Origin of the sequence: Coleofasciculus chthonoplastes PCC 7420 (genome assembly GCF_000155555.1) — a bacterium.
Taxonomy (GTDB): domain Bacteria; phylum Cyanobacteriota; class Cyanobacteriia; order Cyanobacteriales; family Coleofasciculaceae; genus Coleofasciculus; species Coleofasciculus chthonoplastes_A.
Genome location: NZ_DS989877.1, coordinates 17,441 through 42,800 on the forward strand (window position 1 = coordinate 17,441; position 25,360 = coordinate 42,800).

The 25,360-nt window shown below is 45.6% G+C and carries 30 protein-coding genes and 2 pseudogenes; 15 read left to right on the plus strand and 17 right to left on the minus strand.

What is annotated here, in order from left to right; genetic code table 11:
- Positions 1 to 320 precede the first annotated feature (320 nt).
- Both MC7420_RS32670 and MC7420_RS32675 read right to left on the minus strand, forming a co-directional pair.
- A pseudogene (locus MC7420_RS32670) lies at positions 321 to 920 on the minus strand (ADP-ribosylglycohydrolase family protein); the annotation flags it as partial.
- A gap of 18 nt (positions 921 to 938) precedes the next feature.
- Positions 939 to 1,802, minus strand: a complete 864-nt coding sequence (locus tag MC7420_RS32675; protein WP_006106163.1) for an SWIM zinc finger family protein — start codon at positions 1,800 to 1,802, stop codon at positions 939 to 941.
- Between the two features lie 396 nt (positions 1,803 to 2,198).
- Between MC7420_RS32675 and rsmD the strand changes: the two genes are divergently transcribed.
- Positions 2,199 to 2,831, plus strand: coding sequence for a 16S rRNA (guanine(966)-N(2))-methyltransferase RsmD (gene rsmD, locus MC7420_RS32680; protein WP_006106135.1), 633 nt, complete (start codon positions 2,199 to 2,201; stop codon positions 2,829 to 2,831).
- Between the two features lie 49 nt (positions 2,832 to 2,880).
- On the opposite strand, the gene petG is transcribed toward rsmD, so the two are convergent.
- On the minus strand, positions 2,881 to 2,994 hold the full coding sequence (petG, locus tag MC7420_RS32685; protein ID WP_006106132.1) for a cytochrome b6-f complex subunit V: 114 nt from the start codon (positions 2,992 to 2,994) through the stop codon (positions 2,881 to 2,883).
- Between the two features lie 283 nt (positions 2,995 to 3,277).
- Here petG and MC7420_RS32690 point away from each other — a divergent pair, with 283 nt between their 5' ends.
- Complete coding sequence (locus tag MC7420_RS32690) at positions 3,278 to 3,652, plus strand: c-type cytochrome (RefSeq protein WP_044211069.1); 375 nt, start codon at positions 3,278 to 3,280, stop codon at positions 3,650 to 3,652.
- A 43-nt stretch (positions 3,653 to 3,695) separates the two neighbouring features.
- Here the strand turns inward: MC7420_RS32690 and MC7420_RS32695 are convergent, their stop codons facing one another.
- The 3 genes from MC7420_RS32695 to MC7420_RS32705 form a co-directional block, all read right to left on the minus strand.
- Positions 3,696 to 5,153, minus strand: a complete 1,458-nt coding sequence (locus MC7420_RS32695) for an O-antigen ligase family protein (protein ID WP_006106152.1) — start codon at positions 5,151 to 5,153, stop codon at positions 3,696 to 3,698.
- Positions 5,154 to 5,265: 112 nt separating this feature from the next.
- Positions 5,266 to 9,345 (minus strand): response regulator, encoded by a 4,080-nt coding sequence (locus MC7420_RS32700; protein WP_006106161.1) that lies wholly within the window; start codon positions 9,343 to 9,345, stop codon positions 5,266 to 5,268.
- Positions 9,346 to 10,240: 895 nt separating this feature from the next.
- Positions 10,241 to 10,633 (minus strand): RidA family protein, encoded by a 393-nt coding sequence (locus tag MC7420_RS32705; protein WP_006106076.1) that lies wholly within the window; start codon positions 10,631 to 10,633, stop codon positions 10,241 to 10,243.
- Between the two features lie 78 nt (positions 10,634 to 10,711).
- Between MC7420_RS32705 and MC7420_RS32710 the strand changes: the two genes are divergently transcribed.
- From MC7420_RS32710 to MC7420_RS37565, 7 genes are all read left to right on the plus strand, one after another.
- Entirely contained in the window at positions 10,712 to 12,436 is a 1,725-nt protein-coding gene (locus tag MC7420_RS32710; protein WP_006106122.1) for an ABC transporter permease, read from the plus strand.
- A gap of 297 nt (positions 12,437 to 12,733) precedes the next feature.
- Positions 12,734 to 13,081: a rubredoxin gene (locus tag MC7420_RS32715; protein WP_006106153.1), complete on the plus strand. Its 348-nt coding sequence runs from the start codon at positions 12,734 to 12,736 to the stop codon at positions 13,079 to 13,081.
- Positions 13,082 to 13,144: 63 nt separating this feature from the next.
- Positions 13,145 to 14,155, plus strand: coding sequence for a photosynthesis system II assembly factor Ycf48 (locus MC7420_RS32720; protein WP_006106087.1), 1,011 nt, complete (start codon positions 13,145 to 13,147; stop codon positions 14,153 to 14,155).
- A gap of 118 nt (positions 14,156 to 14,273) precedes the next feature.
- The gene (gene psbE, locus MC7420_RS32725) at positions 14,274 to 14,522 is read left to right on the plus strand and encodes a cytochrome b559 subunit alpha (protein ID WP_006106101.1); all 249 of its coding nucleotides are present in this window, start codon (positions 14,274 to 14,276) and stop codon (positions 14,520 to 14,522) included.
- Positions 14,523 to 14,552: 30 nt separating this feature from the next.
- Entirely contained in the window at positions 14,553 to 14,684 is a 132-nt protein-coding gene (gene psbF, locus MC7420_RS32730; protein ID WP_006106146.1) for a cytochrome b559 subunit beta, read from the plus strand.
- Positions 14,685 to 14,696: 12 nt separating this feature from the next.
- Complete coding sequence (locus MC7420_RS32735) at positions 14,697 to 14,819, plus strand: photosystem II reaction center protein L (RefSeq protein WP_006106150.1); 123 nt, start codon at positions 14,697 to 14,699, stop codon at positions 14,817 to 14,819.
- 43 nt (positions 14,820 to 14,862) lie between these two features.
- Positions 14,863 to 14,982, plus strand: coding sequence for a photosystem II reaction center protein J (locus tag MC7420_RS37565; RefSeq protein WP_006106138.1), 120 nt, complete (start codon positions 14,863 to 14,865; stop codon positions 14,980 to 14,982).
- A gap of 144 nt (positions 14,983 to 15,126) precedes the next feature.
- On the opposite strand, the gene MC7420_RS42105 is transcribed toward MC7420_RS37565, so the two are convergent.
- A complete protein-coding gene (locus MC7420_RS42105) occupies positions 15,127 to 15,309 on the minus strand; it encodes a hypothetical protein (protein ID WP_232231837.1) in 183 nt (60 codons plus the stop codon).
- Positions 15,310 to 15,510: 201 nt separating this feature from the next.
- Between MC7420_RS42105 and MC7420_RS37575 the strand changes: the two genes are divergently transcribed.
- Positions 15,511 to 15,711 (plus strand): DUF4278 domain-containing protein, encoded by a 201-nt coding sequence (locus MC7420_RS37575; RefSeq protein WP_071777284.1) that lies wholly within the window; start codon positions 15,511 to 15,513, stop codon positions 15,709 to 15,711.
- Between the two features lie 68 nt (positions 15,712 to 15,779).
- Positions 15,780 to 16,196: an arginine synthesis PII-interacting regulator PirA gene (gene pirA / locus MC7420_RS32745; protein WP_006106082.1), complete on the plus strand. Its 417-nt coding sequence runs from the start codon at positions 15,780 to 15,782 to the stop codon at positions 16,194 to 16,196.
- 120 nt (positions 16,197 to 16,316) lie between these two features.
- Here the strand turns inward: pirA and MC7420_RS32750 are convergent, their stop codons facing one another.
- The 5 genes from MC7420_RS32750 to MC7420_RS35965 form a co-directional block, all read right to left on the minus strand.
- Entirely contained in the window at positions 16,317 to 16,742 is a 426-nt protein-coding gene (locus tag MC7420_RS32750) for a hypothetical protein (protein WP_006106133.1), read from the minus strand.
- Between the two features lie 20 nt (positions 16,743 to 16,762).
- On the minus strand, positions 16,763 to 17,083 hold the full coding sequence (locus MC7420_RS32755; protein ID WP_044211043.1) for a hypothetical protein: 321 nt from the start codon (positions 17,081 to 17,083) through the stop codon (positions 16,763 to 16,765).
- Positions 17,084 to 17,132: 49 nt separating this feature from the next.
- Positions 17,133 to 18,275, minus strand: a complete 1,143-nt coding sequence (locus tag MC7420_RS32760) for a histidinol-phosphate transaminase (RefSeq protein ID WP_006106091.1) — start codon at positions 18,273 to 18,275, stop codon at positions 17,133 to 17,135.
- Position 18,276: 1 nt separating this feature from the next.
- Complete coding sequence (locus MC7420_RS32765; protein ID WP_006106143.1) at positions 18,277 to 19,167, minus strand: metallophosphoesterase; 891 nt, start codon at positions 19,165 to 19,167, stop codon at positions 18,277 to 18,279.
- Positions 19,168 to 19,241: 74 nt separating this feature from the next.
- Positions 19,242 to 20,162, minus strand: coding sequence for a DUF928 domain-containing protein (locus MC7420_RS35965; RefSeq protein ID WP_006106156.1), 921 nt, complete (start codon positions 20,160 to 20,162; stop codon positions 19,242 to 19,244).
- Positions 20,163 to 20,439: 277 nt separating this feature from the next.
- Between MC7420_RS35965 and MC7420_RS32775 the strand changes: the two genes are divergently transcribed.
- Positions 20,440 to 21,336: a glycine betaine ABC transporter substrate-binding protein gene (locus MC7420_RS32775; protein WP_006106151.1), complete on the plus strand. Its 897-nt coding sequence runs from the start codon at positions 20,440 to 20,442 to the stop codon at positions 21,334 to 21,336.
- A 136-nt stretch (positions 21,337 to 21,472) separates the two neighbouring features.
- On the opposite strand, the gene MC7420_RS32780 is transcribed toward MC7420_RS32775, so the two are convergent.
- Together MC7420_RS32780 and MC7420_RS40935 are read right to left on the minus strand one after the other, a co-directional pair.
- Positions 21,473 to 22,231, minus strand: coding sequence for a phosphoadenylyl-sulfate reductase (locus MC7420_RS32780; protein WP_006106093.1), 759 nt, complete (start codon positions 22,229 to 22,231; stop codon positions 21,473 to 21,475).
- 310 nt (positions 22,232 to 22,541) lie between these two features.
- Positions 22,542 to 22,778, minus strand: coding sequence for a hypothetical protein (locus tag MC7420_RS40935; RefSeq protein ID WP_006106127.1), 237 nt, complete (start codon positions 22,776 to 22,778; stop codon positions 22,542 to 22,544).
- A gap of 113 nt (positions 22,779 to 22,891) precedes the next feature.
- Between MC7420_RS40935 and MC7420_RS40940 the strand changes: the two genes are divergently transcribed.
- Positions 22,892 to 23,032: a hypothetical protein gene (locus MC7420_RS40940; RefSeq protein WP_006106136.1), complete on the plus strand. Its 141-nt coding sequence runs from the start codon at positions 22,892 to 22,894 to the stop codon at positions 23,030 to 23,032.
- Between the two features lie 136 nt (positions 23,033 to 23,168).
- On the opposite strand, the gene MC7420_RS32785 is transcribed toward MC7420_RS40940, so the two are convergent.
- Entirely contained in the window at positions 23,169 to 23,777 is a 609-nt protein-coding gene (locus tag MC7420_RS32785) for a hypothetical protein (protein ID WP_006106088.1), read from the minus strand.
- A 198-nt stretch (positions 23,778 to 23,975) separates the two neighbouring features.
- Positions 23,976 to 24,446: a hypothetical protein gene (locus tag MC7420_RS32790; RefSeq protein WP_044211045.1), complete on the minus strand. Its 471-nt coding sequence runs from the start codon at positions 24,444 to 24,446 to the stop codon at positions 23,976 to 23,978.
- Positions 24,447 to 24,567: 121 nt separating this feature from the next.
- On the opposite strand from MC7420_RS32790, the gene MC7420_RS32795 reads away from it, so the two are divergent.
- A complete protein-coding gene (locus MC7420_RS32795) occupies positions 24,568 to 24,780 on the plus strand; it encodes a helix-turn-helix domain-containing protein (protein WP_006106080.1) in 213 nt (70 codons plus the stop codon).
- A gap of 98 nt (positions 24,781 to 24,878) precedes the next feature.
- Here the strand turns inward: MC7420_RS32795 and MC7420_RS43985 are convergent.
- Positions 24,879 to 25,206: pseudogene (locus MC7420_RS43985) on the minus strand (type II toxin-antitoxin system PemK/MazF family toxin).
- Between MC7420_RS43985 and MC7420_RS43655 the strand changes: the two are divergent.
- Complete coding sequence (locus MC7420_RS43655) at positions 25,199 to 25,330, plus strand: hypothetical protein (protein WP_006106107.1); 132 nt, start codon at positions 25,199 to 25,201, stop codon at positions 25,328 to 25,330. The pseudogene MC7420_RS43985 and the gene MC7420_RS43655 overlap by 8 nt on opposite strands.
- Positions 25,331 to 25,360: the final 30 nt, after the last annotated feature.

The following is a 25,360-nucleotide window of genomic DNA, read 5'->3' on the forward strand; positions in this document are numbered from 1 at the left end:
ACAATCTACTCAGCAAGGAGTAAGGATTCTGACTTGCTGTTACACAATGGCAACTTGCTCTCAGTCGGTGATGAGTGGTTTCTATCTTTCAGGTTGCAGTCTGAAAGGCACTCAGAGCTGTAAGACAATGTAAAACAAGTAATACAGTAATATTCTATGATAATTTACGCAAACGCTGCAATCAGCGTCGCGCTGGGAAGTCATTGAAGTAGTGGTAAATTTTTCGGGAAGAATAGATTAAAGATGAGCCGACTGAACGAGTGTTCTACTCAGATATTGCGTGAGGAGTCAAAAACCGATTGGCTGGCAATTGGTGCAACTTAGGAAATTGAATACTTTACACTAAATTGATCTGCGATCGCGCCGAGACGCTGATCAAGAATAGTTAATGTTTGTTGAGCTATTTCCTGGGGGACACCGCCATAAAAGGCTTGAGCAATCCCACCTGTAATACAAGCAAGCGTATCACTATCCCCGCCGATAAAAATAGCATTACGAATAGCATCTTCAAAGTCAGTTGATTCTAGAAAAGCGATCATTGCCTGAGGAATAGAACCCTGACAAGAAACTGTTGCAGGTGCAATCTGCTCTATCGTTTGATTTAAGTTATAGTTAAATTGGGTTTCAATATAAGACTTGATATCGGTCTTACTGTGACCTGTCCGGGCTAAAAAAATAGCCGAGGCTGTGGCTTGTGCGCCTTTAATTCCTTCGGGATGATTATGAGTAACCTCTGCACTGCGTTTAGCTTCTTGTAACACCGTATCCAGATCATCAAAGGCAAAACCAATCGGACTAACTCGCATCGCTGAACCATTACCCCAACTATTGTAAGGTTCTGCATCATCTGATATTCCCCACGCCCGAAAATTCATGCCATATCCAGCATTCGGATACAGGCGACAGTATTCCTTCTTCTGCCTTGGAGACTTCTTGGATTAAGTTTCCCGATTCAGGGCGGACATCATCGCCTGTTGACTAACCAGTTGATAAACTTCCCGAAAATATTGCATGACACGACTATCAGCCGCTGCTAAGGGGATTGTCCCTAAGACATCCAAAACAGTACGGTTGTCTGGAGGAGGAGTAATGACAACCAGAGAGGGATCAAGAGGTTCTTCGTATTGCCAGAATTGCTGAAGTTTAACTGGGGTATCAACCTCTGCTTCTCCCTCATTTGGTTGGTTCTCTAACCGACTGGATGTAACAGCGGATTGACTGGATTGGGACTCAACCTCTGCTTTTTTCTCAGGGTTTAGTTCTACAGTCCCTGTACTCCGTAAATGACGCAAATCATCCAGAATTTGTGCTTTAGTACGTCCTCGTAACTGGAATAAGACAAAGGGATCTTCACTAAAGCGATCGCCTAATTGATAGTAAATCGCCCCAATATGTTTACAGGGGTTTTTGGGATCAGGGCAACTACATTTTGAATGAATATCCGAAAGCGTGAAGGGAAATAGGCTCAACCCATTAGCGGTGAACACTTGCTCAATATTTTCCGGCATTTCTCCAGCTAAGAGTTGAGCCGAATAAATAGCCTCTTGCGCCATCGTTTCCACCACATAACCCCAGTCTTCCTCGGTAAAGGGGTCAATCGATAGGGAAACTTGATAGGGTTCTGGTTCTGTTCCTTGTACCCGTGCTAATACCTGGGGACCTTCAAACTCAATACTGAGGACATTGCCTTCCTTGGCGTATTTGCGGGCGCGTTCCAAACGCTTTTTAAAGCGATAGGAATTGAGCAAGTCAATCCAGCGTTGTACCCACCAGGGAGGAGCTTCAATTTCGTAGGACTGCATAAGTGATTTATAAATTAAGTAGTTAGACTTTCATTAAGGTTAACGGTTGAGAACAGGGAACAGGTAATACCCAATTAAAATGTACATCAGCTTAACAGGAATGGCTTTGACTTAAACTAAATGGCGCTGACTCCCATAGCTGGGAAATAAATTTCCGCGTCAAAGCTAAAGTAAGAATCTAGCTTACTGGGTAAGTTTTTTAACCCGTTTTAACGGGTTTAAGCTTTTAGCCTGAACTTTAGTTCAAGGCTTAATTCAAGGGTATAATCATTGATATCATATCGTTTTGTTTAGTTCGTCTATCATACCCGTAGTTATTGGGACAAAAACTTACCCTTCTACCCCCTACCCTTTTCCCACTATACACAACCGATGTTACCGGACTTGGTATGATTCATGAGAATATATGGCAACCGACAGCTAAAAACTTTACCTGGACTAGAAACCCGCCCGACATCAGCACGGGTACGGGAGGCGGTATTTAACATCTGGCAAGGTGCGATCGCCCAATGTCGTTGGCTGGATCTCTGTGCGGGTACAGGCGCTATGGGGGCTGAAGCACTCTGTCGCGGCGCATCTTTAGTGGTAGGTATTGACATAAAAGGCAAAGCCTGCTCCATTATGCAACAAAATTGGCGGCAAGTGGCTCAACCAGAGCAAACCTTTCAGGTAATACGAGGAGATGTGGTGGGGCGATTAAAAACGCTGGCTGATCAACAATTTGACCGGATTTACTTTGATCCCCCCTACGCTAGTGATTTGTACAATCCGGTTCTAGACGCGATCGCTCATTATCAACTCCTGGCTGATCAGGGTGAATTAGCGGTAGAGTATAGTCCTAACCACTGGACACCGCAACTGTTAAAGGCAGAAGGCAGAAGGCAGAAGGCAGAAGATAAGGAGGAAGGTGGCAAGGTAAAAGAAAATTCTGACTGTAGAGACGTAGCTAGCTGCGTCTCTACACTGGAAATTTGTCGCCAGAAAGTCTACGGAAATACCGCCTTAGTGTTTTATAGCGCTACGCGCTAGGCAATAGGCAACACCTCGACTTCGCTCAGGGTCAACACCGAGCTATTTTCTACAATTCCAATTGGTTCCCCCGCTTATATTGTAGGTACGCCGCGACAAATAACCCAGCCAGGGTAACCGGGATTAAGCCTAGAACAATTCCCGACAGCAATGGTTCAACCATGATCGTTCTCCAAATACTAAGTTTTTTTGCTTGTTTCTCATCCTACTAGCTGAGATGACCTAATCGCTACTCATTTGGGAGTCAACCGCTTCCCTACTGCTGGCTACACTACATTTATGATTCCAGCTTGCGTACTCAGTCCATAAATTTTAAGCTATGTTTATGAATCGACATACTTCTTTCTAATCTGTTACACTAATATCCTCCTGGGTAACTCTACCTGTGTTGCAGTGTGAGTCCAGTTCAACTTTGTTCAAAAATTCTCAACGTGGCAGGAGATCCCTTGGAGAACCAGCTTGACCAACCTCAAGTCCTAGTTCGGCGGATTATCATGGTGGTACTCGCCCTACTGTTCGTGATCGGCATCGGCATCTTCGGATTTCAGGTGCTGCAAGTTTCTGATCCCTATATCCAGAAAGTTTTGTCCCTCAACGGTGATCCAGTTCGAGGGCAAGCTATTTTTGAGATTAATTGTGCGGATTGTCATGGTATGCACGCCGATGGCAAGGTCGGACCTAGCTTACAGCATATTTCTAAACACAGATCTCCAAGTGGTCTGATTGAACAGGTGATTAGTGGTCAAACCCCGCCGATGCCCAAGTTTCAGCCGAGTCCTCAGGAAATGGCTGATTTATTAACCTATTTGGAAAAATTGTAAGTAAGTAGGTGGGGACAATTAAAGTTAATGGCTCTTATCGTCATTAGTGATTTGTAAGGGGTTCCAGTTGGTTTTTGTCAGGTTTAGAAGCCGTCACTCCCGCGATCGCGGATAGAAGTAGCCACCCCAAGGTATTCACCCGTAAGTCAAAGAGCGTGACATCCAGCATATTGAATAGGATACAGCCGCCGAATGCGACTAAATAACTAAAGACAATTAATCGATCGCGACTTGAGAGCGATCGCGCTTGATTTATCCAGAGAACACCTTGCCCTAAAATCCAACCCACTAAGCTACAAAATAGAATTGTCGCCGGAATACCCACTTCAGCCGTCAACATCAGCATCAGATTATGGGGATGACCGAGCCACAGATCCATCTGCTGTTCGTAAAGCAACGTAAAGTTCCGCAATCCCCAACCTGTCCAAGGACGCTGCTGAGTCAGCGACAAAGCAAAGCGCCATTGGGTTATCCGCATCAACGCCACAGGGCGATCGGGATGAAGCTGATCGGTGAGTCGCGCCCAAAAGTAAGCCGGAACAATCATTCGTAACCCTTCTCGTAACGGTGAGGGACTAAACGCCGCCGATGGTACAGCGACAGCCGCAGCGACTACTATCCCCACCAAAGGGCGCCAGCCTTGATACAGTGCAAAAGCCAAACCCACTACAATCACCCCACCCCAAGCATTTCGGGAATGAGTGAGGATGATCGCGATCGCATTAGCAATTTCCACTCCAGTTAAAAATAAGAGGACTCCCCCAACTTCCCCCAGAAGGGCGGGTTTAGTTAAGTTATCGGTTTGACACCATAAGTTATCCGTCAAACCCGCCCCTACACCCCCGGCTCCCCCAGCTCCCTCTGCTCCCCCAGCTCCCTCTGCTCCCCCAGCTCCCTCTGCTCCCCCAGCTCGCCAAGCTTGAAACATCTCAATCCATAGTCCCAACCCTAACGTAAAGACAATTTGCAGATAAGCCGCCAGAATATTGGCGTACATGAACACTGAAGCCATACGCCCTGGCGGATTTCCCTTTGCTTCTAATACCCAACCCAATAAGGCGGGAAACTGTGGTGGGTGCGCCCAACCGAGAAATAACTGCCCAAAGCCGAGAATCACAACCAGTACAGAAGGAATCACCAGAATCCAGGCGAGACGCCGTAGCTGGGCTGGTGTTTGAATTAAGGAACTGAATGCGGCAAAAAAAGCCAAGAATGGCAAGAAATTGGCTAAACCGAGGAATGCTTCGGTGGGGTTATAGGCTTGACTGGCGCTGAAAATTAGCCAAAGGCTCAAGATTCCCAGTCCCCAGTTTAGAGGACGCTGGATAATCCGGCGATAGTCTTGCCACCAGGTTCCGAGTAAGGCAAAACTCACACCCACAACCCCCAAAGCAGGAAACCAGGGAAAGATAAAAAATCCGACTTGGGCGCAATTCCAAGCGCCTTGTAAGCGGGGTTGAGGGTGGCGACTGAACAGATATTTATCGATTTTTTTCAACACAAATCAGAGGGCAGACAGCAGACGGTTTAAACAGATAGGGAATTAGCTAACCTACTTCTCAAAAAGTTTACAACGTCGGGTGATAAGAGCCAAGCCTAACTGCACTTGCACTCTACTGACTTTCGCACTCAAGCGCCTGCTTCACCTGTTGATACTCCGTAATTGCCTGTAAAACTAACTGTTCCGCTTCGCCTATTGTACCCGCCCGTCCCAGGGCTTCTAATTGTTGACAAAGCTGGGCAAGTTTGAGCACTCCTAATGCCTGACTGCTGGATTTGAGACTGTGTGCTTTATGATACAGCAATTCAGTATCTTTTTGCTTAACGGCATCATGTATGGATTCTAACAATTCCGGTGCTTCTTGTAAGTAACAATTAATAACTTCGCTGAGTTCATCTCCTGCCATTTCTTGCAAGGTTTGCATCACCCCTGGATCAAGAACGGGCTGTTTCGTCGGCTGTTCCGTTGTCGGCGGTTGACATTGACTCAAGACCTGTTTTAAAACATCAACATGAATAGGCTTGCTCATATAGTCATCCATCCCCGCCGCCAAACATTCTTCGCGATCGCCTTGCATGGCATTGGCTGTCATGGCGATAATCCGAGGACGGGCAGATCCTGAAAATTCCTGACAAATCTGTTGTGTTGCGGTTAATCCATCCATTTCTGGCATCTGGATATCCATGAGTACCACATCGTAGGATTGACGGTGTAACGCTTGTAAGACTTCTAACCCATTGGCAACACTATCGGGTCGATATCCCAACCGCTTCAGCATATTAACCGCCACTTTTTGGTTCACCACATTGTCTTCCGCCAAGAGAATTTTCAAGGGGAATTTGTGAGCAAAGGTGGGGTCATATTTGGATGAATGGGAACGAGTCTTTCTTGGTACACTTACCTCCTGAGTCAGGATATTGACTAAGATATTGTACAACTGAGACTGTTTAATCGGTTTATGTAAATATCCCGCGATCGCCCGACTGGGGTTTGGTAATCCTGTGTCTGAGTGTGTCTCGACTTGCCCGATCAATCCTAAGATGATTATCGGTAAGTTTTGACAATGGGGATGCTGACGAATTTGCGTGATTAAACTCCAATTCTCCATCTGGAGAATCTGGGATGCCAAAATCGCTATATCAAAGCGTTTTCCTGTTTTTAACCATCCTAAAGCTTCCGTGGTTGAGGCGGTAGCTTCTACTTGTATCTCAAAGGATTGGGCTTGTTCAGTCAACATTTGCCGAGTCGCCGAATTATCTTCGACAATCAACAGACGTTTATCACTCAATACTTGCTCTCGATTATCGGGTTCTGAATCTGAGGAAACTGGAGTCGCGATCACGGTAAAATAAAAGGTAGAACCCACACCCTCTTCACTTTCCACCCACATTTTGCCTCCCATTAGTTCACTCAGTCGCTGGCTAATCGCTAATCCTAATCCTGTACCGCCATATTGACGAGTGGTTGATGCATCGACTTGGCTAAAGGGTTTAAATAGCCGATCCATTCGGGTTCTAGAAATCCCAATTCCTGTGTCACGCACAGCAAATTGTAAACGAATTTGCTCCTCTGATATTTCAGCCGTAGGGGTTACTGAAATCACCACGTCTCCAGTTTCAGTAAACTTAACCGCATTACTAACTAGATTGACTAAAATTTGGCGTAATCGGGTTACATCACCCACAATCGACTCAGGAATTTGGCTGTCCATTAAATAGGCAAGTTCAATCCCTTTATCTCTAGCTTTCGACGATAATAGCTCTAAAGATTCTTCAATACAAGCCCGTAAATCAAACGGCTGTTCCTCTAAATTCAGCTTCCCTGACTCAATTTTCGAGAAATCGAGAATATCGTTAATGATCGTCAGTAAGGCATCACTACTATTGCGAATAATATCGACAAATTCACCCTGCTGGGCGGTTAATTGTGTATCCAGCAACAAACTGGTCATGCCAATTACTGCATTCATCGGCGTGCGGATTTCGTGACTCATCATTGCCAGAAAATCACTCTTGGTGCGGTTAGCTGTTTCGGCTTCTTCTTTTGCCGCTTTGAGTTGTTCTTGAGCAATTTTTTTATCGGTAATATCAGTAATAGTGCCAACAAGACGGTAGGGATTGCCGTCGCGATCGCGAATACAGCGCCCCTTCGTTGCAATCCACAGATAATGCCCATCTCGATGTTTGATGCGATGGATATTTTCATAAATCTGGGTTTGCCCAGCTAAATGATGATTAATATCCTCTATTACCTGATGTAAATCATCCGGATAAACATGATCAGACCAGCTTGATAGACGGTTTAACAAGGGATTCTCCTCATAGCCAAGAATCCGCATCCAGACGGGAGAATAATACACCTCATTGGTTAAGATATCCCAGTCCCAAATTCCATCATTTGTCCCCGAAACAGCTAGTTCATAGCGTTCTTCTCGTTCCCGTAATAGGGATTCTATCCGTTTACGCTCTTTGATTTCGATGGCAAGTTCATTATTAATTATTGATAGTTTTTGCGTGCGTTCTTGTACCCGTTCTTCTAAGGTTTCTTTTGCCTGTTTAATTTCCTGAAATTTTTGAATTAGTACAGATGCCATCAACTTAAAGTTGCTCACCAGGGAATGAATTTCCCGGACTCGGCTTTGAGACCAATCAACAGGAACAGTGTTATCCAGAAGTTTTTGGGGCAAATTAGTTGTTACCTGCGCCAATTTAAATAGAGGTTTTACTAATCGATGGCTTAACAGAACGGCAACCAGCAATGCTAAGATCATAATCAGCAGTGTTGTTGCCAGGTTTTGCAGGTAGAGTACTTCTAAATTATCAATGTAAGGGGCAGTCGGAATTTTAAGAATTAACGTCCAAGGAAGATCGGGATCGAGTGAGACTTCTTGGACATGAAAAGAATTTCGCCAACGCACCATGATTGGTGTGCCAGGATCTTGGGGTAACCATTGAAAAATATCAGCATCAATGGCACGAATTTCACCGCCTTGACGCGGATCAAAGGGTTCCATTATACTCACATTTGACTGGGTACTGGCAATCAAGTTATTTTGATGATCAACTAATGTTATTTGTAATTCTCGTTCTTTAATATTCAGTTTTAGAAATTCCTGAATGTGACTTAAATCCAAGGAGCCATAAGCAATACCACGAAAACGATCATTGACCATGACTGGCACACTTAAGCCGACATGAGGTAATGGATACGCATCATCAATATGGACATCGGAGAGAATCGGCTTTAAACTAGCGGCAGTTTGCTCTAGTAACGAGTGTTTGGCAATATTTAAGCCAATGGTTGATTCCCCGTCTGGATTGGATCGGGGTTGAGCGGCAATTATTGTGCCATTGGTATCGGTGACATAAGCATTAATAAAATCAGCAAAACTGCGTTTAATTAATTCAGTACTTTGCTGTAACAACTCCGAAGGTTGCTCTGGAGATTGAGCCGCAATCTCAGCTAGTTCCTCAACTGCATGTAAATGTTGCTGATACCAAAAATTTAGGTTAGCGACGAGGGATGCAGATGTGGCGTTGAGTTCAGTACGAATGTCTGATTCAATATTGTTGAGAATCTGCCGCCCGTTAAAAACGGTTAAAATTAATACCGGGAATAAGACAAAAGCCACGAGTAGATTAAAAATTGTCTGCTGAAGCGAAAGTCGGTTGGATTTGTGTCGAATATTGAGCCAAGTTTGCAATGGCAAGTTCGTGATGATTAGCGTAGCAACCAAGGCATTAAAGATACCATTAACTGATTGTTTTAAGACAATCAACCAGGTTTGAGTCGCGCCAACATTTAAAACGCCTCCATAAAATAACCCAACCAGAGGCATACCAATCAGCACCCAATAGATACCAGAGAGAAGCAGCATGTTTTCCGTCTTACGGTGCAACAGCAAGCTAATAAATAGGGCTTCCCCAGTAAAAATAAGAATGGCGTAGGGATGTCCCCAAAGAGTGTAGGTATAACTGCTGGCAATGAAGGCGGCTAAAGTCCCCCAGAATATGCCATAAAAATACACCACCATTAAGACGGCAATACTGCCAAATAAAAAGTCCACCCCAAAAAATAGGGATAGACTGAAATAGTTGCCTAAATACCCAATTCCAATCAGGGCGATGAGTAAGAGGTTAACGCGCTTAAACAGGGAGGAAAATCCTTTGATAAAATGAAAAGGGAATTTCATAGATGAGAGAGCGTTGTCTGGTTTATCTGGATCTAGACATGGCAGAATGACCAGAGACTGATCATTACCTGAGTTGGATTGAATCCACCTTAGATCTAGCTTAGACTCAGATATTGCATCTGTCGCTTTTTTCAGAAACTATCGGGATTGTCGAGATTTTCGGGATTATTGGGATGATCGCGGTTGTAGGGGCGAGTCGCTGCATATCGTAGGTGGTGTGAGAATTAACCTATATTGACTCGCCCTTTTCTAAAGGTACTCGGCGGAGGGCGACCCGATAACATTAAGGGTTGGGTTGTGTGAATTGAATGCGGCGGGTCGCCCCTACAATTGTTTTTATGGATGCGGTGTCAGATAATTTCCGATACCTGGTGGAGGGCGACCCGATAACATTGAGGGTTGGGTTGTGTGAATTGAATGCGGCGGGTCGCCCCTACAATTGTTTTTATGGATGCGGTGTCAGATAATTTCCGATACCTGGTGGAGGGCGACCCGATAACATTAAGGATTGGGTGGTGTGAATTGAATGCGGCGGGTCGCCCCTACAATTGTTTTTATGGACACGGTGTTAGATAATTTCCGATACCTGGTGGAGGGCGACCCGATAACATTAAGGGTTGGGTGGTGTGAATTGAATGCGGCGGGTCGCCCCTACAATTGTTTTTATGGACGCGGTGTTAGATAATTCCTGATTCACGCTTTTGAAAGTGCAAACGGGGCAATCGGGATTATTGGAATTATTGGGATTATCGCGGTTGTAGGGGCGAGTCGCTGCATATCGTAGGTGGTATGAGAATTAACCTATATCGACTCGCCCTTTTCTAAAGGTACGCGCTGTCGGATAATTACTGATCCTATTCCTCCAATGTCCTGGAATGCCACATTTTGGCAATATCTAAGGCACAATTGCAATACATTCAATTTCGACTAAAACATCTTTGGGAAGTCGGGAAACTTCCACACAAGCACGGGCGGGGGCGGAGGTTTCATCAAAATAGCGGGCATATACCTGATTCATTGCCGCAAAATTATTCATATCTGATAGAAAAACTGTAGTTTTGACAATATCTTGCATCTGAACCCCAGCCTCTTCCAGAATCGCGGCTAAATTTGCCATCGCCTGTTCCGTCTGCTTGGTGATATCGTTTTCGCCAATAATTTCACCGGTTTTGGGGTCAAGGGGAATTTGACCCGCGACAAAAATCAGTTCCCCTCTCGCCGCGATCGCTTGGTTGTAAGGACCGACGGGTGCAGGGGCGTTGGTTGTGCGGATAATTTTTCGGCTCATTGGTCAAGAGTCATTGGTCATTGGTCATTCGCCAAAGAATTATCGCATTTAATGGGGGCGACGGTATAATGTAACACTTTGGCAAATCGCTCTTTTTCTTGTGCCGTAGTTAAGATGAACCAATCCACTCAATCTACCTCTACTCTCCCCAAACCGGATCTCGTTCAAGGAAAAGAACGACGTCGGCGAATCAATTTCTGGACGCTGGTGGTTTTAGCGATCGCGCTTTTAGTCGCTACCCCTGTCTTATTTGTATTAAGCAATATTTTTACAGATGCGGGTGAGATTTGGCAGCATTTGGCGCAAACGGTTTTATGGCGCTACATGGCAAATTCGTTCTGGCTGATGCTTGGCGTCGGCTGTGGTGTTGGTTTAATCGGTGTGGGAACCGCCTGGTTAGTGACGATGTGTCGTTTCCCCGGATCTCGCCTGTTTGAATGGGCGCTATTATTACCCCTCGCCGCACCTGCTTATGTCTTAGCCTATACCTACACCGACTTTTTGGACTTCTCAGGACCGATTCAAACCGCGTTACGAGATGGGTTTGGCTGGAGTTATGGCGACTACTGGTTTCCGAATATTCGTTCCCTGGGTGGGGCAATTCTCATGTTAACCCTGGTGCTGTATCCTTATGTCTACTTATTGGCACGGGTAGCGTTTTTAGAGCAATCGGTTTGTACGTTAGAAGCCAGCCGCAGTCTAGGGTGTGGTCCGTGGCGCAGTTTTTTTACCGTAGCATTACCCTTAGCCCGCCCCGCGATCGCAGCCGGTGTAGCATTAGCCTTAATGGAAACCTTAAATGATTTTGGCACGGTGAAGTATTTTGGCGTGCAGACATTCACCACGGGTATTTATCGGACGTGGTTTGGTTTAGGGGAACGAGTCGCCGCCGCCCAATTAGCGGCATTTCTGCTGTTATTTATTTTGGCGTTAATTTGGTTAGAGCGATGGTCACGGCGTCAGGCACGATATTATCAAAACACAAACAGTTATCGCCAACTGCCCAGTTATCAGTTAGAGGGTATACGCGGCATCGGTGCGTCGTTGGCGTGTTTTGTGCCATTGAGTCTGGGGTTTTTACTTCCGGCTGCACTCCTGCTGGAGATGACGCTTAAAAATACCACGACGACGCTAGAGGGCGAGTTTTGGGTCTATGCCCGTCATAGTTTTATTCTGGCAGTAGTTACAGCGGTTTTGGGTGTTGCGATCGCCGTCATCATGGCGTATGGATTACGGTTGCGATCAACCCTGGTGATGCGGTTAGCCACGCGGATTGCGGCGATGGGGTATGCTGTACCGGGTTCAGTGATTGCTGTGGGGATTTTAATTCCCATTGGTAGACTGGATAATGCCATTGATGCGGGAATGCAGGCAATATTTAGCATATCCACTGGGTTACTATTCAGTGGCACGATTACCGCCTTAGTTTATGCCTATTTGGTACGCTTCCTTGCCGTATCGTTCAATAGTGTGGAAGCCAGTTTAGGTAAAATTAAGCCCAGTTTAGACGATGCTGCCCGTTCCTTGGGGTACAGTCCCACGAGTACCCTAGTCAAAGTCCATGCACCGATGATGTGGGGGGGATTACTCACCGCCGGGATGTTGCTGTTTGTGGACGTAATGAAGGAATTGTCAGCAACTTTAATTATTCGACCCTTTAATTTTGACACCCTTGCCGTGCGCGTCTACAATCTGGCATCGGATGAGCGGTTAGTGGAAGCGGCTGCACCGGCATTAGCGATCGTTCTGGTTGGGATAATTCCAGTTATTCTATTAAGTTGGCGCATTGCGCGATCTAGATAAAGGTTTGTCATTTGTCCTACTCTCTTCCCGAAAAGAAGCAAGCTACGTCATTTGTGATAATTGAACGGTTAGGTCGGGGCGGGTTTAGTTATATCAGGGTGAAAACGAAACGTTAGTGGTAAAACCCGCCCCTACAGACTCTCCCCCAGCTCCCCCAGCTCCCTCTGCTCCCCCATCTCCCCCATCTCCCCCAGCTTCCCCTGCTCCCAATCTTCCCTGGTGCGTAATGTCGGTTATTATGATAAATTTTTTAACATACGTTTTAAGATTTGCTGCATCAACTTAATTTTGCCAGCGATGATCGAACCAGCTAACGAGCAAACCTTGGCGGAACAAGCGCCAAGTCGTTACGAATGCCGCTCTTGCGGCTACGTTTACGAGCCAAACAAGGGAGATAGTAACCGTAATATCGCCGCCGGGACGCCGTTTGAAGAGCTACCAAGCGACTGGCGTTGTCCAGTATGCGGTGCGAAAAAGCCCCAATTTCAGGATATTGGTGCCAGTGGTGCCCCCTCTGGGTTTCAGGAGAACCTCAGCTATGGCTTTGGGGTGAACCGTTTGACCCCAGGTCAAAAAAATGTCTTGATTTTTGGAGCCTTACTGCTAGGCGTTATCTTCTTTATAAGTTTATACGGACTGCGCTGAACCGAGGAGGCAATTCCTTAATACACCAATGTCTCAGTTACGCCAAACGACAGCATGTTGCCAATGAGCGATTTCATGAAAACCTTGAAACGAATCTTAATAGTCTTCGCGATCGCCTGTTTGTGTATTAGTTGTAAGTATGCCGAACCCTTGAGCTATAACCCTTGGGAGCTGGTTTCCTTACCCACCCAAGAAACGCTACGGGATATTGGGTTTACCAATAACCCAAGTCATGGATGGCTTGTTGGCAGCAATTCCACCCTCCTGGAAACCACTGATGGTGGCGAAACCTGGCAGGAGAAAGTCCTTGATGTTGGGGATGAGAATAAATATCGTTTCACATCCGTGAGTTTTGCCGATGACGAAGGCTGGATTGTGGGCGAACCCTCAATTCTGCTGCATACCACTGATGGTGGTGTTTCCTGGGTACGCATCCCCTTAAGTGAGAAGTTACCCGGCGATCCCAACACGATTTTGGCACTGGGTCCCAAATCAGCGGAGATGACAACCACAATTGGGGCAATTTACCATACCCAGGATGGAGGTAAAACCTGGAAAGCCCAGGTCGAAGAAGCCGTGGGTGTCCTTCGCAATATTTCCCGTTCTAACGATGGCAAATATGTCGCGGTTTCAGCTAGGGGGAACTTTTACTCAACCTGGGAACCCGGTCAAAGTGCCTGGGAACAGCATGAACGTAGTAGTTCTAAGCGTCTGCAAAATATGGGATTCACCGAAGACGGACGTCTCTGGGGATTAGCACGAGGAGGAATGCTGCAATTTAGTGGTAGCGAAGATTTAGAGGCTTGGGAAGAGCCAATTTATCCCGAATTTTCCACCAGTTGGGGATTACTGGATTTAGCCTACCGAACTCCCGATGAAGTGTGGCTCGCCGGGGGTAGTGGGAATTTGCTTTGTAGTTTTGACGGTGGCAAAACTTGGCTCAAAGATCGCGAAGTAGAAGATGTGCCATCCAACTTTTACAAAGTTGTCTTTATCACGCCAGAACAGGGATTTGTTATTGGTCAAGCAGGTGTTTTGCTCAAGTATGAACCCCCAGCAAAAACAACGGCTTGATCGCTGATAAATTAGTTGACTGTTATCTCGGCTTGATCATGGCTATAAAGCCAGCTCGATGTTTTAAAATAGTAAGGTCGAGTGAATTATAACTGTTACTGGGAAGGAGGAAGCATTTATGTCAGGAACTACTGGTGAGCGTCCATTCGGCGATATTGTTACCAGCATTCGTTATTGGGTCATTCACAGCATCACAATTCCGGCTCTGTTTATTGCAGGTTGGCTATTTGTCAGCACAGGTCTAGCGTATGATGTGTTTGGCACACCCCGTCCAAACGAGTATTTCACGCAACCGCAGCAGGAAGTTCCGATTGTGAGCGATCGCTACGAGGCGAAAAAGCAAATCGATCAATTTACCAAAAAGTAAAGTAAAATTTGGAGATTTCTGTAAAAGATCATGACTAATACTCCCAATCAACCCGTTTCCTATCCAATTTTTACCGTTAGATGGCTAGCGGTTCATACGCTGGCGGTTCCCACCGTCTTTTTCCTCGGCGCGATCGCCGCCATGCAATTTGTTCAACGATAGGAGATAAAATCCATGCCAGAACGTTCTCCCAATCCGAATAACCAGCCAGTTGAACTGAACCGGACCTCTCTGTTTCTCGGTCTATTGTTGGTTTTTGTTTTGGGCATTCTCTTTTCCAGTTATTTCTTTAATTAACTCAACTCAATCATTCGTTAGCTTGAACTAGGAGGTATTAGCCGTGTCTGGAAGTGGAAAAATTCCGTTGTGGGTTGTCGCCACAATTGCTGGAACAGGTGTTCTAGTCGTTGTTGGTCTTTTCTTCTATGGTGCCTACGCAGGCGTTGGTTCTGCAATGTAGGATAGATCGCTGTTCTCAATTGAACCGAATATCTGAGAATTGACACCGCCAGTTTTGTGGAGACTGGCGGTATTTTATGGTGATTTGTCATTTGTGTCATTTGTCATTTGTCATTTGTCATACAGCAGATTTCAGGTTGATGAGTTACAGCCTTAAGCAAGCTCCCCCAGCTCCCCCAGCTCTCCCAGCTTCCCCTGCTCCCCCAGCTCCCCCAGCTCCCCCAGCTTCCCCTGCTCCCCCCGCTCCCCCAGCTTCCCCTGCTCCCCCCGCTTCCCCTGCTTCCCCTACTTCCTCATCGCCTCGGTACTGGAATTGGTGGGAAATCACCACTTTTATGTGATCATTTCTGGATAATTGACACTTTTGGCTCAAAAATGTAAAAATATATACAGAAATATTTTGATAAAGCTATCTGAATTCAGGAATCTATCCAAAGTCAGATGCGTTTTCAGTCCAATTAGAGCAAGGAGCTCATTTCCCCCCAAGCAGAGATTCGCTGGTGGTGGAAATCAATCGGAGGCGTAAACCATGAAACTTCATTATCGAGGAGTCAACTACGATTCAGAGCCATTAATGGCAGACGTAACCGAAGGTGAGACTGGTGGCACATACCGGGGTCACACTTGGAAAATTCACAAGCCGAAGCTGCACCGGAGACGCCCAGGCTCAGTTGGACGCCAAGGGTCAGTGGAACTGACCTATCGAGGTGTCACTTATCGGCGCAGCTAAGACGCTTAGAGTCTAGACATCACTCAATTCAAATCATTTTTTTTAAAGACTTAAGGGAGACAAGGCAGATGAAACGTTGTTATCGGGGTGTTCATTACGATGAAACACCATCCACATTAGACATAAGCGAAGGCGAGATTGGCGGCACCTATCGGGGTCAAAATTGGCGGTTTCATTATCTCAGACATATTCCTGAACCCCCACCGACCCATGATTTGAAGTGGCGGGGTGCTGGATATCACACAGGTGAACCCCGTGTTGTTAAGTCTACCCAGGTCAAGACACCGATGACGATGGTTGGAACTCGTTCTTGGTTTCTGAAGAATTCGCGCCAAAAAGCCTTTCAGCAAACCAGCATTACTCATCTGGAAAATATCTGTCAGTCCTTAGAACGTCGCTTAGACGTTGCGAGGGCAAAAGGAGATCAAGACTTAGTGCGTCAGCTTGAGAAAGAATCCGAGCAAATGACCTGTCCTTTAAGATAGAGCGTTTTCGTCTATTGAGAACTGGTGATTAGTTGAAGTATTGAGGGCGCACGTCTGTGCGCCCCTACGGTGTTTCAGGCGATCGCATCTTGGTGTCGAATAACTTCCATCCCTGGTGACTTATGAAGTTAGTGCTAAAGGTTGTTGTGCTAACTGTTCGATAGCTAGCGAATGGCAAAGGGCTTCAAGTTTGTTATTTCCACCAATGTCAAAAAATAGATGCAGCCAGTCGCTAGGGGAAAGAGAGAGTTGTTCTAACCAAGGTGAAGGAGTGACTTTTCCCCAGCCAATAATTGTGCCAAGGTTGGCTGGAGATTGTTCTAATTCATTGGGATTTGGGTACAGTTGTACGTTAAGGCGAATGCAAGATTTCAAGATCAGTTTTAGGGGTTGGTCAGTGTTAGCGATTTCAGGATAAGTGTTGGTTGAGTTGAGTTCCCAGTAGTAGTTGAGGTTGAGGATATAATCATAGGGGAATTGCCACTCCATTGAAAGCAATTCTGCTTCGGTAAAGTCGTATTGTTTCCAAATTTCTTCAAAGTTCATAGTCTGGCGAATGAGTTGGGTTAGGGGAGTAAGATAAAGTGGCTGTCTCGACGACTTCCAGGTTTTCCTGATGAGTTTAGGGGTTGTTCTCCGGGTGCGCCACCTCCAGGACCATTGTAAACGCGAACGTAGGATGAACCATCGCGTTGAGTCATGATTCTGACGCTGCATTGAGTGTCTACGCTTGTCCAGATCGTACCTTGACCGCTTTTCGATCCACCTTTGGCTGGAGTGGATGTCCAACCTGAAGCGATAAGTTCAGTTTCGAGAGTGGTTTTATCGATTCCATTGATGAGCCAATTTAGGGCATCTATGGCAGTTAGGATGTTACCTGACGGCATTGAAGTCTACTTGGTTTAAACAATGCATCAATAAATTTAGCGCGGATTGTCAAGAATAACCGAAATGCGAATCCTTCTCAAAGGTTTGGTACAGTCGCTGTAAGGTGCGCTGATTCTCCTCAGGAGAACCCACAGTAATCCGTAATCCGCCACCTGTATTCCGGATGACTGTACCTTGGGCTTTCATTTGTTGAACAATCTGGCTTAAGCTATTTTGTTTCAGTTGGCGAGGGCGAATGTAGATGAAATTGGCAGAACTCGACCAAACCTGTAAGCCGGGATACTCTGATAATGTAGCTAATAATTTATCGCGTTCGGCAATAATTGGCGGGATTGCGGCTAAGAGTTGATCTCGGTGAGTCAGGGCGACAAGGGCGGCGGCTTGGGAAAAGCTGGGTAAATTATAAGGTAAGCGCATTTTTTCTAATGCGGCAATTAAGTCTGGGTGGGCGATACAGTACCCTACCCGATGGGCGGCTAAGCGAAAGGCTTTGGAAAAGGTTCGCAGAATTGCCCAGTTGGGATGCTGCGCTAATTCTTTAACCACAGAGGTTTGGCTAAATTCAAAGTATGCCTCATCAATCACCACCAAAATATGATCAGGTAAACTTCGCAACCATTTGAGTTCAGACGCCGTGAGAGAATTGCCTGTCGGGGAGTTGGGGTGAACAACGAAAACGACACGGATAGGGGGATGTTCAGATTGGGCGATCGCACGTTGGGCTTGATCTAGGTTAATCTCAAAGTTATCCGGAGAACGCTCAACTGTTACCACAGGAATACCCAGGGTTTGCGCCAGAATCCCGTACATGGAAAACGTGGGATTGGCGACGAGAATTGAACCTTCTCCCCGTAAACAGGTGGTAATTAATAGAGAACGAATCAGTTCATCCGAACCATTCCCCACTGAGATTTGGCTAGAGGTTACTGGTGTTTCCAGAGAAGCTGATTCAGTCACATAATGCGCGATCGCGTCTTTGAGGGCTTGATGAGAACCATCGGGATAGCGGTTCGCCTCAATCTCCTGTTGATATGTCCATGTCAGCTTTTCTTTTAACTCAATGGGCAAATCATCAGGACTTTCATTCGCATCCACGCGATCAACGGATTTGATGGCTTTACCCGAATCTCCCCCTGGATTAGGAGTGTAAGCCGTAAATTGAGCCAAATCTGACCGGATGAACCCCAACATATTAGTTCCCTGTTTCTAGCGATACTGGTTTGCTGATTCCCTGTTCTCTGTTTCCTGTTCCCTTTGCCCTCGCCAACGTAATTATGGTAACTTCTGGCGGACAAAATAGGCGTCCAGGTGCGTAAGTTCCCAATCCACGATTCACATACATACAATTTGCACCAATCTGATGCATTCCTTGTCCCCATTCCCAATGATCGACCACTTGATAACATTCTCTCAGGAAGGGAATCCATTTGTGCAGAGGTCGAGGGACATATCGCCGCAGAATCGGTAGCAATAAGGCGATGGGTCCAAATCCGGGAATAACCACTTGACCCCCATGGGTATGACCCGATAGTTGTAAATCAATGCGCCATTCCTGCAAAGGTTCAGCCGTATCTGGGTTATGAGATAAGACGATACGGGGTATTTGAGGATCGATTTGGTTCATCACCGGGGCGGGATTGAACTCACGCGACCAAAAATCCGCTAATCCCACCAATGCCAATTCCTTCCCTAAAGGATAGACAATTTCATTCCATAAAACACGCACGCCAATCTGGGTTAGCGCCTCAGTGACTGTGGTTTTGGCTTGGTGATGATAAATATCGTGGTTTCCCAGTACCGCATAGACTCCAGCACGACTTTCCAGGTATTTTAATCGCCGTACCAGTTGATGAATCGGTTCTGGCTGATATGTGATGTAGTCTCCGGTTAACAGCACTAAATCTGGTTCAGCCTGATTACTGACTTGAATTGCCTCAGCTAACATCGCTTCCGACAGGCGAAAACCATCATAATGTAAATCGGTAAGCTGTACCAATTTGGTTCCTTGCAACGACGGCGGCAAATTCGCGATCGCAACCGTTATCCGCTCAACCCTTAATTGTCCTGAAAATACCCACGCCATAGTATTGGTTGTAATGATCCCAGATTAGCTTAGCGCTAAACTGGATGGGTTCCTTGTGATCCCCTATACTCAGGTTACTCCGTCGATTCCGAGAACTGATCGGCTATTAGGGCTGAATGACATTGCGCCAACGGTTTTCTAGCAATGTCGGATAATCCAACTTGTTGCAATACAGATTGCCAATTTGATGCTAGAGTAGAATCCTCAGGCTCGGAACAACGCAACTGGACTAGACTGTCAAGAGTTTCATACCAAATCCCATGATTGGCATATATAGCAGGCTTCGCCTCAGGTGTAGCTCTGTTTAATTCCTGATTAATTCGGGAATTTGGCGTAACTCTGTGTATCCACCCCGCGACATAAGTGCTGTCACTGCGGTCATACTGATCAAAAATGATACTGAAATACCATAAATAGGGTCTGCCCACCTCTAAGGGGGGTAAATCTGGAGCATTGGCTAGATCAACAGCAACAATGCTATCACTCACTTGTAGTGGTATTTCTTTTTCATAAATGATAGTTTTTAAGTTTTGATCGTAGAAACTAAACTCAGCTTTAACATTTTTTAAACTTACGTCCGGAATATAAAAATATAATGTTGGATATTCATCGAGAGTTTTGCCAAATGTAGATTGAGGGATTAACGCCATTAACGGAATCGGCGGGCGGTATCCTTGGCAACGAGTTGCGGCATAGTCTTCAATCCTATTTCCTGGTGTAATGTCTAATTGATTCAAGACTTCTTTGTCAGGAGCATTCAGCGTAATTTGTTCCTTGGCATAGCCACACTTTACCAAATCTTTAATTTGAGTTTCATTATTAAAATTTGTGACAAGCCAAGACTCGGCTTGAGCTGGCTGTGAAATTGCTAATCCAATTAGACTTATCCATGAGCTTAAACCAGCGAGCATCCAATTTTTATGACAAATCATAGTATTCGCGATCGCGTTCTGCATGACTATAAATTCAGTATAGCTTTCCCGGTCATTGGTCATGAGGACTGGACGTGATCCAGATGTCCACAGGACGAATTAAAAAGAATGGAATTGATTTGTTAAGTAGGTGGACACAATTAAAGTTAGCGGTGTGTAACAGGGAACCTTCCATGAGATATCCGCCATAATCCACAAAAAAAATATGGGTATTTTCGTAATATTTACTTTATAAAGTAGTGATGAGGTATGTCACTCTCAGTTTTGGATCAGCAGCCACTTAGTAGGAAACTGATCTGTTTCTTGGTACTATACAAGAATGTTGAGACTTGGTAGATTTATGCCCCGAATGCGTCGAACTGTTACGCTGATTGGACTGGCTGTGTTGACGATGCTGTTCGCGATCGCGTGTCAGGGGGGTGGGAGTGCAATTAAGGTCGGATCGAAAGATTTTACTGAGCAATTTATTTTAGGGGAAATGTATGCGTTGGTACTGGAGAACCAAGGGTTTGATGTCGAACGGAAGCTCAACTTAGGCGGAACCCCTGTGGCGCAAGCGGGTTTGGAAAGTGGTCAAATTGATTTATATCCAGAGTATACGGGGACGGCTTTGTTAACTGTATTAAATCGTCCTGTCAGTAGTGATTCGCAGCAGGTTTATCAAACAGTGGCGGATAGTTATCAGGAGAAATATAATCTGGTTTGGCTAGAACCTGCACCGATGAATAATACGCAAGCTTTGGTCATGACGCCAGAGGGGGCGAAAGACTATAATATTGAAACAATTTCTGATATGGTTGATCAGGCAAGTCAATTAACTCTGATTGGTCCACCAGAATTTGAGGTACGTGAGGATGGATTACCGGGGTTAAAACAAGTGTATGGGGACTTTCAACTTAAAAAATTTATTCCGACTGATCCAGGATTAAGATATCAAGCCTTAAGTGAAGGTCAAGCCGATGTTGCTGTAGCATTTGGTACTGATGGTGAAATCAGCGCGTTTAATTTGGTTGTATTAGAAGATAATCAAAACTTTTTTCCGCCCTATCAAGTTGCACCAGTGGTGCGCCAAGAAACACTGGAGAAGCATCCAGGAATTCGAGACGCGCTGAATCAGCTAGCGCCCAAGTTAACGAATGAAACGATGCGACGACTGAATTATGAAGTGAGTGGCAAAAAGCGCGAACCGGCTGAGGTGGCTAGAGAGTTTCTGATCCAAGAAGGCTTTTTAGAATAATTATAGTGGTACACCTAATTGGATGAATTTTGTAGGGGCGCAAGGCTTGCGCCCAGAAAACTGTGCTGGGAAGGAATTACCTCGTTCCGAAGTATCCTTTTAATGATAATCCGCGCTCATCTATGCCGAGGAGAAGTCAAAGTGAACTGGAATCGAGACTCTGGGCTTCACCTTGAGTTTTTGGCAAATGTAAACCACATTCTTGCTTAATTCCCCGGAAGCGGGTGTCGCGTTCGTGCTGATCTTCTGTCGTTACTGGGCGGCTTGAGTGCCAATCGCCTACAGTCGCATAGCCAAGTTCACGCAAGGGGTGATAGGGCAGATTGTGTTCCGTGATGTACTCATGGACATCTTGGCTACTCCAGTTAAGAATGGGTAATACCTTGTAAATCCCAGACTGAATATCGATTGGACGCAATGTCTGACGGTGATGTGTCTGTTGAGCCCGCAATCCGGCTAACCAGGCTGTTGCCTTTAAGTCTCGTAATGCCCGTTGCATGGGTTCGACTTTACGCATATAGTCGTACAAATTCAGCGCTTCGGGATCATCTTTTGTCCAGAGTCTGCCATAGAGGGCTTCCATACGGGCTGGACTAATGGGTGACTGATAGACGTGTAGATTTAGATTTAATTGTTTGGTTAACTGTTCAGCAAATCTGTAGGTTTTTGGGGGTAGATACCCTGTATCGACCCAAATTACGGGAATGTCAGGCACGATGCGAGTGACTAAGTGCAGCATCAGCGCTGATTGGATGCCGAAGCTGGTACTCATCACCAAACCATCGCTAAAGGTTTCGGCTGCCCATTTAACCATTGAGGTAGCATTGGCATCGACGAGTTGTCGATTGACTCCCTCTAGATCCAGTTGAGTTTTCTGTGCGATCGCACTTACCATTTCCCTAAACTCCCAGTCTTCCTACCAGTCTTGTGGTTGTTTCCAGTTCCGTGATTTATATTGTACCGATTTAATCTACGGTAAATTGGTCGGTTTACTGTACTTTTACACCACATTGAACTTTACCACGCCTAATTGTCTACGACAATGCAGTTGGAGACAATTAAGTGACGATAAAATTAAGTTTTGTATCATTTTAGGGAGAGCGATCGCGCTCATTCCCTTAATCTATCGAGACGCCTCACGCCTCTACCCGATAGAGTGGGAGGATATCACTCGTCTAGTGATAATTCTGATATAGCGCTACGCGCTAGGCAATAGTCAATAGGCAATAGGCAACACCTCGGACTTCGGACGTTCGGCGAGCGCTCAGTCGAGCCGCGTGAGCGCGGCAACTGAGCCTGTCGAAGTTCAGTCGAACGCTTCGCTCAGTAACACGCTCGGTAACACGCAAAGCCTGATGTGCTGCTGTGGTTATCCCCTGATGCACGAGTGCCAAGACTCTGGCTAAATCTCCAGTGAGTAAGGCGGATTGTTCTAACCACAAGCTTGGAAACTTGATGTTGTAGAGCGGTGGTGGATAGCAATCCTGACCTGTGGAAATCCTTATGCGAGTATTACAATGAAACTATTTTGTACAAGACCATTTTGAATCTATCAATGGACACCGAATCAAAAACCAGAAATATTTCGTCTCTAGCCTGGGGTGATGACGATTACAAATCTCTCTACATTACTACCAGTAATAGTCTTTACCGTATCCGCCTCAAAATTCCAGGTGTGCCACCAGGCAAAATATAGGGTAGCTGATCAACTGGGGATTTGGCGCTGAGAGGCAAATAGCCAGCTAGCAAAGGCACATTGCACCATGTCCGGTTGTGTTGAGAGTCTATCCTACCTGTTAGGTATTGGGACAAAAAACCTACATTATATGCACCTAACTCAAACTTATACCAAACAGAGTAGAAAGCACCCAATTCAGATCGCTAGGAATGGCGTATGTGTTGATATCTTTGTGAATTATTTTTTCTTGACGCTGGAAAATACCAAATTTCCAGGTGTCTCCTGTTGTCACCGAGCCATAGAGCATCGGAACAGTTGAATCCGTCCATTGATCAAGGGCGATCAATTCTACCGCTAACTGAGTAAAACCTCTGGCTAAATCAGCATTTTTCGCTTCAATCACTAATAAATTTTGTGGAGTAGAAATGAAATAATCAAAACTGCCTTTGAGCCAGTTACTCACTCGCACGGGATATTCAATTTTGAGGGGAACTTGAATAAACTTACAAATCGTTTTGAGAATCGGAAAAATCAAGGCTTCACGTCTAGCTATCTCTGAAACCAGATCAACTAACATGAGATTTTCTTGCAGTTCTATTCTCAGGGGTTCTAGATCAATTGGCAACTGCTGGGGGAGTTGAAGTGAGCTATTTTTGAGGGTGACACCGAATTCAGCTAAGATATCAGCCGTATCGTAGGCTAATTGAGCATATTTACTGAACGTATAGCTCTCGGATGGGTCAAGAATCCTAGCTTTGCTCATAATGAATGGCTGATCGCCAATGCTAAATAAATAGTGTTAACCCTAATATACCTAAACCTTCTACCGGGAAGGGAATAAGCGCTGACGACGAGTGCAGTAAATTATTTGGGCGCACGGGGCGTGCGTAACGCACCTTAACCAATATATATAGTGTGGCTGCGTAAGTACTGCTCTAGTTAAGCTAGAGTTAGCGCTGCGTCAAAAGTGACGCCACCAATATTGTTCTAGCTGGTAGGCTTGGCGCAGGTGTTGTAGGGCGGTTGTTGAGAGCAATCCTTTCACCAGAGCAACAAATTGTCCCCACGCTAGCAACTGTGATTCACTGTTGGCTCGGTTGAACTGATATCTATAGAATATTGTCCAAAACTCTGGCGCAATTGCAGACTTCCAGCGCTTGCGCCAACGAACCATGTCTTGAGGGGTAGGGGGTTCAGCTTCCAGGATGGGTGGAAAGTCGGCATAGCTGACGAATCGGCTCAAACCTTTACCGTGAATGTAAACGATATGTTGCCAGCATTCGATGCGATAAATCTCGTCAGGAGACAGGTTACACAGCAAGGCGACGGTTTCAACGGTGACGAATCGTGCCAGGGGGTGAGGGGTGGATGACTTGTAATTTAGTTTTGAGGCTTCAAAGGTGGGCGTTTTTGTGGTATGTGTTGATAACATAGAAGATACTTCCCATTTCATGGGGTGTTTGGGCGATCGCTCTTGGGTTTGTCAGACTTGGAAGGGCGATCGCTTTTTCCGATTAATTCATTAAATGACGGTATGCAATCACTTGTCAAGTATGGGGCAAGTCAGGCTTAAGGTTCGAGAATTTGCACAAGAGAAGGGTTGGACACTCAAGGAAGTATCTGAGCGTTCCGGCGTCATTTACAGCACCGTGAGGCATTATGCTCGTTGTCCTGGAATGTCAAAGATTGACTTTATTTCTGTCCAGAAGCTAGCTCGCACCTTTGATGTGATGGTTGAGGATATGGTTGAGATTGTGGAAGAGTAGACGTAAGCCAAGCGCCAAACTTTTAGTATAGAGGAGTTGCTCGCGATCGCATACACTACTGTAGAACCAAATCAACACGAGCATCACATTAAACTCAATTACAAGAGTTGAAAGGCTTGAAGCATAGCTGAGTTCAATCGCTGAATTTGATTGACTCCTAACTGACCGATACGTCGTGTAATCAACCGACGTTCAAGAGTAACGATTCGTGTCACCCTAACTTATAGAAGCAACCTTTAGTCCAGTATTGGAAAATTCGGGATCTGAAGCATCTAGAACAAATTCATCTGGACTGAGACGGGTTAGATTTTGAGATGAAATAAAGCAGAGGGTTATGTCATCACCTGTAGAATCTACCCATAACACTACAGCCGGACGCAGTTTTGTTGCCGTTGACTGAGCTTTTGCCCAGTAATCCGTGACCATAAAAACCTTAGTTCCGGCAAACCTGGAAAACGCCTCAAACTTAGCCGTTGCCAACCTCTACTGGTATTTTCAAGTCAGAGATGAATCAGAACAAGAGACAGAAAAAACTGTCAAAAATACGTGACATTTTTCATTCGTCATTAACCCTTGATTT